The 13,060-nt window shown below is 75.7% G+C and carries 15 protein-coding genes and 1 pseudogene; 10 read left to right on the top strand and 6 right to left on the bottom strand.

Annotated features, from left to right (window positions below):
• The 8 genes from F9B16_RS51720 to F9B16_RS53760 form a co-directional block, all read left to right on the top strand.
• Nucleotides 1–361, top strand: a 361-nt coding sequence (locus F9B16_RS51720; RefSeq protein ID WP_192809275.1) for a hypothetical protein, incomplete at its 5' end; no start/stop codon positions are given.
• Nucleotides 358–609, top strand: coding sequence for a monovalent cation/H+ antiporter complex subunit F (locus F9B16_RS43390; protein WP_151546101.1), 252 nt, complete (start codon nucleotides 358–360; stop codon nucleotides 607–609). The genes F9B16_RS51720 and F9B16_RS43390, both read left to right, overlap by 4 nt.
• Before the next feature lie 16 nt (nucleotides 610–625).
• Entirely contained in the window at nucleotides 626–973 is a 348-nt protein-coding gene (locus F9B16_RS43395) for a monovalent cation/H(+) antiporter subunit G (RefSeq protein ID WP_151546102.1), read from the top strand.
• Nucleotides 970–1,341: a Na(+)/H(+) antiporter subunit B gene (locus tag F9B16_RS43400; protein WP_151546103.1), complete on the top strand. Its 372-nt coding sequence runs from the start codon at nucleotides 970–972 to the stop codon at nucleotides 1,339–1,341. Before F9B16_RS43395 ends, F9B16_RS43400 begins: the two co-directional genes overlap by 4 nt.
• Nucleotides 1,338–2,030: an MnhB domain-containing protein gene (locus tag F9B16_RS43405; RefSeq protein WP_151546104.1), complete on the top strand. Its 693-nt coding sequence runs from the start codon at nucleotides 1,338–1,340 to the stop codon at nucleotides 2,028–2,030. The genes F9B16_RS43400 and F9B16_RS43405 overlap by 4 nt, the downstream gene beginning before the upstream one ends.
• Complete coding sequence (locus F9B16_RS43410) at nucleotides 2,027–2,374, top strand: sodium:proton antiporter (protein ID WP_151546105.1); 348 nt, start codon at nucleotides 2,027–2,029, stop codon at nucleotides 2,372–2,374. Before F9B16_RS43405 ends, F9B16_RS43410 begins: the two co-directional genes overlap by 4 nt.
• The gene (locus F9B16_RS43415) at nucleotides 2,371–4,194 is read left to right on the top strand and encodes a complex I subunit 5 family protein (RefSeq protein ID WP_225992465.1); all 1,824 of its coding nucleotides are present in this window, start codon (nucleotides 2,371–2,373) and stop codon (nucleotides 4,192–4,194) included. Before F9B16_RS43410 ends, F9B16_RS43415 begins: the two co-directional genes overlap by 4 nt.
• A 129-nt stretch (nucleotides 4,195–4,323) precedes the next feature.
• Nucleotides 4,324–5,523: a hypothetical protein gene (locus F9B16_RS53760; RefSeq protein ID WP_151546106.1), complete on the top strand. Its 1,200-nt coding sequence runs from the start codon at nucleotides 4,324–4,326 to the stop codon at nucleotides 5,521–5,523.
• Nucleotides 5,524–5,544: 21 nt separating this feature from the next.
• On the opposite strand, the gene F9B16_RS53765 is transcribed toward F9B16_RS53760, so the two are convergent.
• Nucleotides 5,545–6,270, bottom strand: a complete 726-nt coding sequence (locus F9B16_RS53765) for a hemerythrin domain-containing protein (protein ID WP_151546107.1) — start codon at nucleotides 6,268–6,270, stop codon at nucleotides 5,545–5,547.
• A gap of 77 nt (nucleotides 6,271–6,347) precedes the next feature.
• Nucleotides 6,348–7,205, bottom strand: coding sequence for a TetR/AcrR family transcriptional regulator C-terminal domain-containing protein (locus tag F9B16_RS43430; protein WP_151546108.1), 858 nt, complete (start codon nucleotides 7,203–7,205; stop codon nucleotides 6,348–6,350).
• 82 nt (nucleotides 7,206–7,287) lie between these two features.
• Here F9B16_RS43430 and F9B16_RS43435 point away from each other — a divergent pair.
• Nucleotides 7,288–9,620 (top strand): annotated as a pseudogene (locus tag F9B16_RS43435) (ATP-binding cassette domain-containing protein).
• 67 nt (nucleotides 9,621–9,687) lie between these two features.
• On the opposite strand, the gene F9B16_RS43440 reads toward F9B16_RS43435, so the two are convergent.
• Nucleotides 9,688–10,116 (bottom strand): VOC family protein, encoded by a 429-nt coding sequence (locus F9B16_RS43440; protein WP_151546109.1) that lies wholly within the window; start codon nucleotides 10,114–10,116, stop codon nucleotides 9,688–9,690.
• Between the two features lie 109 nt (nucleotides 10,117–10,225).
• Between F9B16_RS43440 and F9B16_RS43445 the strand changes: the two genes are divergently transcribed.
• Complete coding sequence (locus F9B16_RS43445) at nucleotides 10,226–11,209, top strand: helix-turn-helix transcriptional regulator (protein ID WP_151546110.1); 984 nt, start codon at nucleotides 10,226–10,228, stop codon at nucleotides 11,207–11,209.
• Nucleotides 11,210–11,222: 13 nt separating this feature from the next.
• Here the strand turns inward: F9B16_RS43445 and F9B16_RS43450 are convergent, their stop codons facing one another.
• The 3 genes from F9B16_RS43450 to F9B16_RS51725 all read right to left on the bottom strand — a co-directional run.
• The gene (locus F9B16_RS43450; protein WP_151546111.1) at nucleotides 11,223–11,723 is read right to left on the bottom strand and encodes a MarR family winged helix-turn-helix transcriptional regulator; all 501 of its coding nucleotides are present in this window, start codon (nucleotides 11,721–11,723) and stop codon (nucleotides 11,223–11,225) included.
• An 83-nt stretch (nucleotides 11,724–11,806) separates the two neighbouring features.
• On the bottom strand, nucleotides 11,807–12,652 hold the full coding sequence (locus tag F9B16_RS43455) for an alpha/beta fold hydrolase (protein ID WP_151546112.1): 846 nt from the start codon (nucleotides 12,650–12,652) through the stop codon (nucleotides 11,807–11,809).
• Nucleotides 12,653–12,657: 5 nt separating this feature from the next.
• Nucleotides 12,658–13,060: alpha/beta fold hydrolase (locus tag F9B16_RS51725; RefSeq protein ID WP_192809276.1), on the bottom strand; the 403-nt coding region annotated here is incomplete at its 5' end.

Here is a 13,060-nt window from a genome sequence, read left to right on the forward strand (position 1 = left end):
CGGCCCGCGGCCCGTCCCGCCCGCCCGCCTGGCGGCCCCGCTGGCGCTGCTGCCCGCGCAGATCGTCGCCGACAGCGCCCGCGTCGCCGTCCTCGGCGCCTCCGGCGGCACCTGGACGCGGCTCGGCGTCGCGCCCGGCGCCGCCGACCGCGGCACCGCCACGCTGCTGGTGTCGACCTCGCCCGCCACCTACGTCGGCGGCGTCGACCCCGAGCACGGCGTGCTGACCGTCCACCGCCTCAGCCCGCACCCGTCGCCGTTCGAGCGGAGGCTGCGCGCCACCGGCCTCATCCGCTCCCCCGACGACGAACATGCCTCCGACGAGCGGCCCCCCGACGGCGGCGGGAGGGGGACGCGATGAGCATCGCCGTGCCCGCCCTGGTGATCCTGGTCGCCGCCGTGCTGCCCGCGCTGCTGACCACCCTGCGCGGACGCCCCGCCGACCGGCTCGCCGGCCTCATCGTCACCGGCCCCCTGGTCACCCTCGTGCTCGCCCTGCTCGCCTCCGCCTACGGGCGGACCTCCTACCTCGACGTCGCCCTGATCCTGGCCCTGCTGTCGTTCGCCGGGGCGCTGGTGTTCGCCCGGTTCTTCAGCCGGACCCTGTGAACCGGACAGGAGGCCCATGACCCTGCTCGCCGACACCCTCACCTGGGCCGGCACCGCCGTGTGCGTGCTGGCCGGGCTGCGGCTGGCGGTCACCCGCGGCGCCGCCGCCCGGCTGCACGCCGTCGCGCCCGTCACCGCGCTCGCCGCGCCGCTGCTGCTGGCCGGGCTGGCCCTGCACCCCTGGTCGTCCTGGCACGACGTCGTCAAGATCGCCGTGATCGGGGTGCTGCTGGCCGCGACCGGCCCCGCCACCGTCGTCACCGCCGGCCAGGCCGTCGCCCGCGCCACCGGCACCGGCACAGGCACAGGCCGCCCGGGGGACGCGGGAAGCGCGGGCGGCGCACGGGACGGGGAGCCGTCATGAGCGACCCGTTCTCCGGCCCGCTCGCCGACGCGCTCATCCTCACCGCGCTCGCGCTGACCGTCCTCATGGCCACCGCCGTCGTGCTGACCCGCCACCCCGCCCGCCAGGCCGTCGTCCTGTCCGGGTACGGGATGGTCCTCGGCGTGCTGTTCCTGGTCCTGCAGGCCCCCGACGTCGCCATGTCGCAGATCGGCGTCGGCACCGTCGTCGTCCCGCTCATCGTCGTCCTCGCCCTGCACGCCACCCGCCGCCACCGCAAGGGCGGCGACACCGGCGAGGACGACCGCCGCCCCGACCACGACACCTCCGGCACCGCCTCCGATGGCGACCCGGCGGGACGGGGCGCGGCCGGCGGGGACGCACCATGAGGACCCGCACCCGCACCCTGCTGTTCGCCGCCGGAGCCGCCGGCGCCGCCGCCCTGTTCACGGCCGGCGCCCTCGACCTGCCCCGCTTCGGCGGCGCCGTCCACCCCTACGGCGACCGCGCCGTCCGCCAGGCGCTGCGCGAGTCGACCACCAACACCATCTCCTCGGTCAACTTCGACCAGCGCGCCTTCGACACCATCGGCGAGGAGCTCATCCTGATGGCGTCGGCGATCGGCGCGGTGGTGCTGCTGCGCGTCGTCGGCAAGGAGGCCGAGGACCAGGGCGCCGCCCACCGGCACGGACCCGCCGAGGTGTCGGACGCGCTGCGCATCGTCGGCTACCTGCTGCTGCCCGTCACCCTGCTGATCGGCGTCTACATCATCGCGCACGGCGCCCAGTCGCCCGGCGGCGGATTCCAGGGCGGCGTCGTCCTCGGCACCGCCGTCCACCTGCTGTACCTCGCCGGCGACTACCCCGCCCTGCAGCGGCTGCGGCCCATCCCGGTGTTCGAGTCGACCGAGGCGCTGGCCGCCGGCGTGTTCGTCGCGATGGCGCTCGCCGCCGCCGGCGCCGTCCCCGCCCTCAACGGCGCCGTCGGCGTCGAGGTCGGCTGCGCGCTGGTCCTGCTCATCGGCAAGTTCTTCGAACAGGCGCTGCTCGTGCGCGAACCACCCGGGGGGACCCCGTGAGCCACCTGCCCTACCTGGCCGCCGGCTGGATCGTCATCGTCGGGATCTACGGCATCGTCACCAGCCGCGACCTCATCCACGCCGTGGTGTGCCTGTCGGTCACCCAGTCCGGCACCTACGTGCTGCTGCTGGCGATCGGCTACCGCGACGGCGCCACCGCCCCCGTCTTCTCCGACCGCCCGCCGCACGGACGCCCCGTCACCGACCCCGTCGTGCAGGCCATGACCCTCACCGACATCGTCGTCGGCGCCACCGTCACCGCCCTGCTGCTCGCCCTGGCCGTCCAGGTCGCCAAGCGCCGCGGCACCATCGACCCCGGCGAGCTGAGGTCGCTGGAATCGTGATCCTGCAGCTCACCGTCGCCGTCCCCATCCTGGCCGCCGCGCTGCTGGCCACCGCCGGGCGGTGGCTGCCGCGGCTGGTCGTCGACGTCGCCGCCGTGCTGGCCGTCGCCGCCGTCGCCGCGCTGGCCGCCCTCACCCTCACCCGCGCCCCCCACCACGCCCAGGTCAGCTGGCTCGGCGGCTGGGGACCGGCCACCGGCGTCGGCATCCCCCTGGCCGCCGACCCCTTCGCCGCCGGCCTCGCCCTCGTCACCGCGCTGCTCACCCTCGCCGCGCTGCTGTTCTCCTGGCGGTTCTTCACCGAGGTCCAGGCGATCTTCCACACCCTGATGCTGCTGTTCCTGGCGGCGATGGTCGCCTACGTCTACACCGGCGACCTGTTCGACGCGTTCGTGTTCTTCGAGCTGATGAGCGTCGTGGCGTTCGCGCTCACCGGCTACCGCTCCGAGGAGCCCTCCACCGTCCACGGCGCGCTCAACTTCGGGATCATCCAGTCGATCGGCGCCTACCTCACCCTCGCCGGGATCGCCCTGGTCTACGCCCGCACCGGGCAGCTCGGCCTCGCCACCGCCGGACGGCAGCTCATCGGCACCGGCACCGGGCACGGCGGGCACGGCGACGCGCTCGTCACCGCCGCGTTCGTGCTGATCTGCACCGGCTACCTGGTGAAGGCGTCCGCCGTCCCGTTCCACTTCTGGCTCGCCGACGCGCACGCCGTCGCCCCCACCCCCGTCTGCGTGCTGTTCTCCGGCATCATGGTGCCGCTCGGCGTCTACGGCATCGCCCGCACCTACTGGGCGACGTTCGCCGGGCTCGTCCCGCTGCGCGCCATCGCCGTCCTCGGCGCCGCCGCCGCGCTGCTCGGCGCCGTCATGTGCGTCCTGCAGCACCACATCAAGCGGCTGCTGGCCTACTCCACCGTCAGCCACGTCGGGCTGCTGCTGGTCGGCGTCGCCGCGCACGGGCCGGGCGCCCTCGCCGGCACCGCCTACTACCTCGCCGGGCACGCCGGCGTGAAGGGCGCGCTGTTCCTGGCCGCCGGCGCCCTGCTCAACCGGCACCAGACCGTCGACGAGCACGAACTGCGCGGCCGGGGCCGCGGCATGCCCGTCACCGGCGCCACGTTCCTGCTCGGCGCGCTCGGCCTGGCCGGGCTGCCCCCCTCCGGACTGTTCGCCGGGCACGCCGTCACCGAGCACGCCGCCGAAGAACTCGGCTGGTGGTGGTTCACCCCGCTGGCCATCGCCGCGTCCGCGCTCACCGCCGGCGCCGTCCTGCGCGTCTGGCTCGGGGTGTTCCGCGGCACCCCCGCCGAGGAGGACCCCGCGCAGGAGGACCCCGCGCACGGCGCCCGGCCGGACGCCGGCGGCGGGCACGAGGACCCCGAGACCCGCCCCACCCTGCGCAACCTGCCCTGGACGATGGTCTCCCCCGGCCTGGTCCTGCTCGCCGCAGCGCTGCTGGCCGGGCTGATCCCCGGCGGGCCCGTCGGCGCCGCCGCCGCGATGTTCACCGACCGCGACGGCTACGCCGCCCTGGTCCTGGACGGCCGCGTCCCCCACCCGCACTCCGTGCCCGCCGACCCCTGGACCGCCTCCGGCGTCGCCGGGTTCCTGGCCACCCTGCTGCTGGCCGCGCTCATCGCCGTGCACGCCGTGCGGCGCCGGGCCTCCGACCGCACCGGCGGCGGGATCCTCGCGCGCGCCGCCGCCGCGACGTCCGCGCGGCTGCACGCCCTGCACTCCGGGCACATCGGCGACTACGCCGCCTGGCTCACCGCCGGCGTCGCCGTCCTGGCCCTGCTCACCACCCGCTTCTGACCCGCCCCCGCCCAGGGCGCGGCCGTCCCGGTGCGGCCGTCCCGGTGCGGCCGGGGTTGCCGCCGCACGCATCGGCACGCGACCCTGGCACCCGGACGCCGCCGCGCCCCAGAGGGGAGGGACCGCCGCATGAACCACCGCACGGCCCGCCCCGCACCCGCCGCCCCGCCCGCACCACCCGGACGCGGCGCCCTCGGACCGCCCGCCGCACTCCTTACCGCGGCGCTGCTCACCACCGCCGCGATCGTCACCGTCCTGCTGTACCAGCGGCCCCCGCACCCGCCCGGCGCCGCGCCGCCCGCCCGCGTCCTGTCCCGCTACGAGACCGCCGCGCCCGGCAACACCATCGACCGCGACTGCGGCTACAGCGCCCCCCTCACCGGCCACCGCAGCCTCTGGCTGTTCTGCGACTCCACCTGGAAGGGCACCCGCCCCGGCCTGTGGCTCGGCGCGACCGCCGCCACCGGCACCGCCGCCCCCGGACGCGTCCCCACCGACCTCACCGAACTCCCCGCCCCCGGCACCCCCCGGACGGCCGCGCCCGGCGACGGGCCGCCGCAGGCGCTGCTCGCCACCCCGCCCGGCCTCCAACTGCCCGGCGGCGCCCCCTGCCACATCCCCGGCACCGCCTACAGCGCCTCCTGGATCTCCGGCGCCGTCCCCATGCCCGCCGACGGCACCGTGCTGCTCACCTACACCGACGTGTGCGTCCACGGCACCACCATCACCCCCCAGGGCTACGGCATCGCCGCCTACCGGCCCGCCGACCGGACTCTGCACGGCCAGACCCGCGTGTTCACCGTCCCCGGCGGCCTGCCGTTCCAGCTCACCCTCGGCTCACCCGTCCTGCGCGACGGCCACCTCTACCTGTACGGGTCGGCCTGCGACACCTGGACCGTCGGCGCCTGCGCCACCGGCCGCGTCACCCTCGCCCGCGTCCCCGCGAACCCCTCCGCCTGGCGCGACCCGTCCGCCTACCGCTACTGGTCCCCCACCGGGTGGACGCCCGACGCCTCACGCGCCCAGACCATCGCCCCCGGCGCCGCGCCCGCCGCCGTGCACATCGCCGACTACACCGCCGCCGGCCGCGGCCTGGTCCTCATCGAGCAGCGCGGGCTGGACGGCCGGTACCGGCTGTGGCGCGCGCCCGCCCCGCAAGGCCCTTGGCGGCCCGCCGCGGAAGGCGCCGTCCCCTGCTCGGGCGGCACCGGCAACGACCAGTGCCGCGCGTTCATCGGCCACCCCGAGCTCAGCACCCCGCAAGCGCTGCTGATGTCGTACTACAACCCCGCCGACCGGCACGTCACCGTCCGCGCCGTCCCCTGGTGACACCCCGGCCCGGGGTGATCGTCAGACGCTCCACAGGCGGCGCCTGCGGTAACGCGGCTCCCACCGCATCCGGTTCAGCTCCCGCACCTCCCGCGGCAGCGCCGTCAGGAACCGGCTGCGCTCCAGCGGCGCGATCCCGTCCACCATCCACGGCACCGTCCCCTCACCGCACCCGCCGCCGCCCGACGTGCACGCCGACACCGCGTCGCCCGCGAACCCCGCCCAGTCCGCCGGGCCGAGCACCCGCCGCGCCAGCGCCAGCACGCCCGCCTCCTCGTGCCGCAGATGCACCTCCAGCGCCGCCCGCAACGCGCGCACCGCCGACGCGACCTCACCGGGCCCCTGGTCGCCGTCCTCCAGCGCGGCGTCCACCGCCACCACCAGCGGCCCGATCCCGGCGTACTCCGACCGCAGCTCCGCCACCACCCCCAGGTCCGGCGCATGGCCCGCCACCGCGCGCTCCACCCGCGGCCACAGCGCGCCCTCCTGCAGATCGTGATGCAAGCGCAGCTGCTGCTTCAGGTTCTCCCAGCCCGCCCGCACCTGCGGCGCGTGCGCCCGGCCCGCCGCCGCTGCCGCCGCCAGCCGCTCCAGATCCCGGCGGAACGCCGCATGCCCCGCGCGCGCGAACACGTCCACGAACGCCGGCCCGGCCAACCCCAGCACGCCCGCGGCCGCCCGCCCGGCACCCGGCTCCGCCCACGCACCCGCCACCCCACCGGGCGGCGCGATAGAGAAAGTGTCCATACCAGGATGAGGGCTTCAGCCCCCTCGAATGTGACAGGTTCGCACCGAGATCCAGCTCACGTCCGAGGGCGCGCCCGTCAGCCGTCCGGCGCGGCGGCGCGGGCGATCGCCGCCTCGATGCCGTCCAGGACGAGTCGCAGCCCGCCCTCGAACGCCTCCCGCGCCGCCCGCTCCAGATACGACGCCCCGCCTTCCGCACCGCCATCCGCACCGCCATCCGCACCGCCGTCCGGCTCGACGGTCTCCCGCACGTCGGGGGCGCCCTCGGCGTCCAGCCACGCCACGCGCGGGAACCGCTGGGCGAACCCCGGCGCGACCTCCGGCAGCGCCCCGGCCCGCCCGTGCCACCACTGCGCCTCCGACAGGCCCGTCGCCCGCACCGCCTGCCGCGACTCCGCCACCGTCTGCGCCGCGCCCCGCACCACGCTCGACAGCGCCGCCACCGCGCGCCGCACCTCCCGCGCGTCCAGCCCGGTCGCCGCGAGCACCCCCAGCAGCGCCTCCAGCACCCCGTACTCGTTGGGCCCCAGCACCGGACGCGCCTGCGACACCTGCAGCACCCACGGATGCCGCAGATAGAACGCCCAGCCGTCCTCCGCCCACCCCACCAGCGCCGCCCGCCACCCCGCCGACACCTCGTACGCGGCGGGCAGCTCCGCCAGCGCCCGGTCGTACATCAGGTCCACCAGCTCGGCCTTGCCCGGCACGTAGGTGTACAGCGACATCGCCGTCCGGCCGAGCCGCTCGCCGACCGCGCGCATCGACAGCGCCGCCATCCCCTCGGCGTCGGCGACCGCGATCGCCGCGTCCACGATGGCCTCCACGCTCAGCCCGGGCCGCGGCCCCGGACGCGGCGCCGGCGGCGCGGGATCCGGCCGCCGCCACAGCAGGTCCATCGAGCGGCGCGGGTCGCCCTGCCCCGCGAACACGGTCACCGTACAACTCCGTATGCCGTAAACTGATTCATTCCACGATCTCTTTACACCATAAGCTATCAAGCCGATGCGAGGACGACGCATGCCCCTCCCGCCCACCACCGGCACCCCCACCACCCCGGCCGGCACCGAGTCCGCAAACGCCGGACGCGGCGCCGCGGCCGCCGACCGGCACGACGTCATCCAGGTCCGCGGCGCCCGCGAGAACAACCTCGCCGGCGTCGACCTGGACATCCCCAAACGCCGCCTCACCGTCTTCACCGGCGTGTCGGCTCGGGCAAGTCGTCGCTGGTGTTCGGCACCATCGCCGCCGAGTCACGGCGGCTGATCAACGAGACCTACACCGCGTTCCTGCAGTCGTTCATGGGCAGCCCCGCCCGCCCCGACGTCGACGCGCTGCGCAACCTGTCCGCGGCGATCGTCGTCGACCAGGAGCCGATGGGCGCCAACTCCCGCTCCACCGTCGGCACCGCCACCGACGCGCACGCCATGCTGCGGATCGTCTTCTCCCGCCTCGGCGTGCCGAGCACCGGGACGTCCTCGGCCTACAGCTTCAACAGCGCGGAGGGCATGTGCCCCGAATGCGAGGGCCTCGGCCGCACCACCGCCATCGACCTCGACCAGCTCCTCGACCGCGACCTGTCGCTCAACGAGGGCGCCGTCACCGTCCCGAACTTCGCCGTCGGATCCTGGTACTGGAAGGTGCTGGCCGGCTCCGGGTTCGTCGACCCCGACGTCAAGCTGCGCGACTACACCCCCGCCCAGTGGGACGACTTCCTGCACAAGCCCGCCACCAAGGTCCCCAACAGCGGCCTCAACACCACCTACGAGGGCCTGCTGGTGAAAGTGCGGCGGCTCTACCTCGGCAAGGACCGCGACTCCCTGCAGCCGCACATCCGCGCGTTCGTCGACCGCGCCGTCACCTTCAGCACCTGCCCCGCCTGCGGCGGCGCCCGCCTCAACCCCGCCGCGCTCGCCTCCCGCGTCGGCGGCCTCACCATCGCCGACTGCGCCGCCATGCAGATCAGCGACCTCGCCGGGTTCGTCGCGAAGATCGACGACGCGTCCGTCGCGCCGCTGGTCGCGACCCTGCGCGAGACCCTCGACTCGCTGGTGGAGATCGGCCTCGGCTACCTCAGCCTGGACCGCGAGTCCCCCAGCCTGTCGGGCGGCGAGGCGCAGCGGGTGAAGATGGTCCGCCACCTCGGCTCCTCCCTCACCGACGTCACCTACGTCTTCGACGAGCCCACCGCCGGCCTGCACCCCCACGACATCGCCCGGATGAACGACCTGCTGCTGCGGCTGCGCGACAAGGGCAACACCGTCCTGGTCGTCGAGCACAAGCCCGAGACGATCGCGATCGCCGACCACGTCGTCGACCTCGGCCCCGGTGCCGGAACCGCCGGCGGGCACGTCTGCTTCGCCGGCGACGTCGCGGGGCTGCGCGCCTCCGGCACCCTCACCGGACGCCACCTGGACCACCGCGCCCGGCTCCGCGAACACCCCCGCACCCCCACCGGGCACCTGCCGATCCGCGGCGCCGGCCTGCACAACCTCAAGGACGTCGACGTCGACGTCCCGCTCGGCGTGCTCACCGTCGTCACCGGCGTCGCCGGATCCGGCAAGAGCTCCCTGATCCACGGGGCGCTGCCCGGACGCGACGGCGTCGTCGTGGTCGACCAGTCCGCCATCCGCGGCTCCCGGCGCAGCAACCCCGCCACCTACACCGGCCTGCTCGACCACGTCCGCGCCGCGTTCGCCAAGGCCAACGGCGTCAAGGCCGCGCTGTTCAGCGCCAACTCCGAAGGCGCCTGCCCCGCCTGCAAGGGCATCGGCCTGATCTACACCGACCTGGCGATGATGGCGGGCGTCGCCGCCGTCTGCGAGAAATGCGAAGGGCGCCGCTACACCGCCGAGGTCCTCACCCACACCCTGCGCGGCAAGGACATCAGCCAGGTCCTGGCGATGCCCGTCGAGCAGGCCCTCGGCTTCTTCCCCACCGGCCAGGCCCACGCGATCCTGGACCGGCTCGCCGCCGTCGGCCTCGGCTACCTCACCCTCGGCCAGCCCCTCACCACCCTGTCCGGCGGGGAGCGCCAGCGCCTCAAGCTCGCCGTGCACATGGCCGGCAAGGCCGCCGTCTACGTGCTGGACGAACCCACCACCGGCCTGCACCTGGCCGACGTCGACCAGCTCCTCGGCCTGCTGGACCGCCTCGTCGACGACGGCAGGTCCGTCATCGTCATCGAGCACCACCAGGCCGTCATGGCCCACGCCGACCACATCATCGACCTCGGCCCCGGCGCCGGCGCCGAGGGCGGGCGCGTGGTGTTCACCGGCACCCCCGCCGACCTGGTCGCCACCGCCGACACCCTCACCGCCCGCCACCTGCGCGCCTACATCGGACGCGACTGACCCGGGCGGCTGACGTGGGCGGCGGGCCGGGCGCGGGGCGGTGCGGCCGCCTCCGCCCGGCCCGCCGTCAGCGGCCCGCCGTCAGCATCCGCAGGTAGTGCGGGTTGGTCATCACCCCGAGCACGTTGCCGAACGGGTCGACGACCGACGCGGTCGCGAACCCCGTGCCCTCCCCGCGCGCCGTGATCTTCTCGTGGACGCGGGCGCCCATCGACACCAGCCGCTCCACCGCGCCCTCCAGGTCGTCGACGTGCCAGTACGCCACCGCGCCGCCCGGCTCCCCCGCCACCGCGCCCGCCGCGCCCGGACGGAAGCGGGCGTCGATCAGCCCCAGTTCGTGCTGATGGTCGCCGACCCGGAACTCCAGATAGACCGCCCGGCCGTCCGGGCCCGGGACGCGGAAGTACGGGCGCGCCCCGAGCAGTTCGGCGTACCACTCGCCGGCCGCCTCCACCTCGTCCGCGAAGAAGCTGATCGTCGCCAGTCCGCGCAGCATGGCGTTCCTCCGTCCACCCGGGGACCGGACGTCTTCCGGTCCCGACGGCCACGACACTAGGACCGCATTAGGTCAGTGAACGTCCTAATGGGACGGCAGGATGGACCCCATGCGCGACCCCTCCGGACGGCTGCTGCGGCTGCTGTCCCTGCTGCAGACACCCCGCGACTGGACCGGCGCCGAACTCGCCGACCGCCTCGGCGTCACCGGGCGCACCGTCCGCCGCGACATCGACCGGCTGCGCACCCTCGGCTACCCCGTCCGCGCCGTGCACGGCAGCACCGGCGGCTACCGGCTCACCGCCGGCACCGCGATGCCGCCGCTGCTGCTGGACGACGACGAGGCGACCGCCATCGCGATCGGCCTGCGCACCGCCGGCGCCGTCACCGGCATCGAGGACGCCTCCCAGCGCGCCCTGGCCAAACTCGAGCAGGTCCTGCCGAAACGGCTGCGGCACCGCGTCACCGCCCTCGCGCAGGCCGCCGTCCCGCTCCCGCCCCACGCGGACGCGCCGCCCGCCGCCGACCCCGCCGTCCTGGCGCTGCTCGCCGCCGCCTGCGTCGCCGGCGAGAACGTCCGCTTCGCCTACACCGCCGCCGACGGCACCGAGACCCGCCGGCACGCCCAGCCGCACCGCCTCGTCACCGCCGCGCGCCGCTGGTACCTGGTCGCCCACGACGAGGACCGCGCCGACTGGCGCACCTTCCGCGCCGACCGCATCACCGGCCCGCAGCGCACCGGCGTCCGCGCCCCGGCGCGCGCCCTGCCCGGCGGCGCCGACGCCACGTCCTGGGCGATGGACACCCTCGCCGGCGGATCCGGGACGATCCGCGCCCGGCTGCTGCTGCACGCCCCCGCCGAGGAGGCCGCCCGGCACGTCACCGCCTGGCACGGCGTCCTGGAACCGGTCGACGAGCGCACCTGCCGCCTGCACACCCGCTCGGACTCGATGCGGTACCTGGCGCGCCGCATCGCCCTCCTGGACGTCGACTACACCCTGCTCGACCCGCCCGAACTGGCCGCCCACCTCACCGCCATCGCCGACCGCGCCGCCCGCGCGGCCCGGCCCTTCACCGGTCCCCCGCCCCGGTGACGAGGCGCGCGGTTCAGGCGCGGGAGGTGTCGCCGAGGGCCTCCAGCAGCATGCGCAGCCGCCCGGCCAGGTCCTCGCGCTCGGACGGGCCGAGCGAGGCCAGCAGCCGCGCCTCGTTGTCCACGTGCGCGCCGACCGCCTCGTCCACGACCGCCAGGCCGTGCGGGGTGAGCCGGATCAGTACCGACCGCCGGTCCGCGGCGTCGCGGACCCGCTCCACCAGCCCCTTGGCCTCCATCCGGTCGATCCGGTTGGTGATCGCTCCCGAGGTGACCATCGCCGCCTTCAGCAGCGCGCCCGCGGTCAGCTCGTAGGGGGCGCCCGACCGCCGCAGTGTGGCGAGGACGTCGAACTCCCAGTTCTCCAGCCCCCGCGCGGCGAAGAACGCGCGCAACTCCCGGTGCAGCAGCATCTGCAGGCGGGAGATCCGGCCGATGATCCCCATCGGCCACACGTCCAGGTCGGGCCGCTCCCGCGCCCACTGCGCGAGGATGTCGTCCACCGCGTCCGCCATCGCCGCCTCCTTATCTCAACGTTGAGAATATCAACCGGAGGCAGAGCGGGACGGGAACTCGGCGCCCGCCCGGGACGCGCCGGTCAGCCGTCCCGGGCGGACTCGCCGACGAACTCCCGGACGATCTCGGCGAACCGGTCCGGCTTGTCGAGGGGGACGAGGGTGCGGGTGCCGTCCACCTCGACCAGCCGCCCGCGCGGCAGCAGCTCCGCCAGGCGGCGCCCGTGCTCGGGCGGCATCACCCGGTCGCCGCTCGCCCACACCACCAGCGCGGGCCCGTCGAATCCGCGCAGCGCCTCCGCGGCGGCGGGCAGCGGGTTGCTGGCCGCGACCGCGCGCAGCAAGGCGACGGTGTCGCGGCGGATGTCGCGGCGCGTCCGGACCGGCTCGGTCCACCGCGCGACCGTCGCGTCGCCGCGCGCCGTCAGCCACCCGAACGCGATCGGCAGCCGCCGCACCGCCCGCAGCCGCATCTGCTGCATGAACAGGCCGAACAACCATGGAGGCAGCCGTCCGGACAGCACCAGCGTCCGGCCGGTGAGCCGCGCGGGCAGGTTGTCGAACGCCTCGCAGGACACCAGCACCGCCCGCGACACCCGCGCCCCGCCGTCCCGCAGCACCAGCTGGACGAGCGCGCCGCCGGTGTCGCTGCCGACGAGCGTGACCTCTCGCAGGCCGAGCCGGTCGACGAACTCGGCGACCAGCCGCGCGACCCCCTCCAGCGACAGATCGGCGCCGGGACGCATCGCGCGGCGGTGCGCGCCGAGCGGCAGCGTCGGCGCGACGCACCGGTGATCGCGCGACAGCTCGGCGACCGGGCCGTCCCACAGCGAGGCGTCCATCATCAGCCCGTGCAGCAGCACCAGCACCGGACCCTCACCGGCGTCGGTGTACTCGATCGTCCCCGCTTCCAGCTCGACCGTCGCCATCTCGCTCACCGCGCGGCGCCCGGCGCGACGGGCAGGTGGCGGTTCAGGAACTCCAGCTCGGCCTCGACGACCCGCTCGTGCTGCTCCAGGAACGGCGCGTAGTGCGTGCCGGGGACGCGGACCAGCTCCGCGCGGGGCATCCGGTGCGCGGCGCGGATCGCCGCGGGCGGGTAGGCCGCCGTGTCCTGCTCGCACACCACCACCAGCGCCGGGCACCGGACGCGCGGCGCCGCGCGTCCGGGCTCGTAGAGCGCGAACCGCAGCGCCGAGCGCGCGGCGATCTCCTGCCGCCAGCCGCCGTACCGGCCGTCGGGGTCCAGCGCCCGCGCGGTGTCCAGGGAGTCGGGTGTGGACAGCACCGCGACCTGCCCGGGCGGCGCCGCGAGCGGCACCGTCCGGGGCGGGCGG

Source organism: Actinomadura montaniterrae (assembly GCF_008923365.1).
In the GTDB taxonomy this organism is placed as follows: Bacteria; Actinomycetota; Actinomycetes; order Streptosporangiales; family Streptosporangiaceae; genus Spirillospora; species Spirillospora montaniterrae.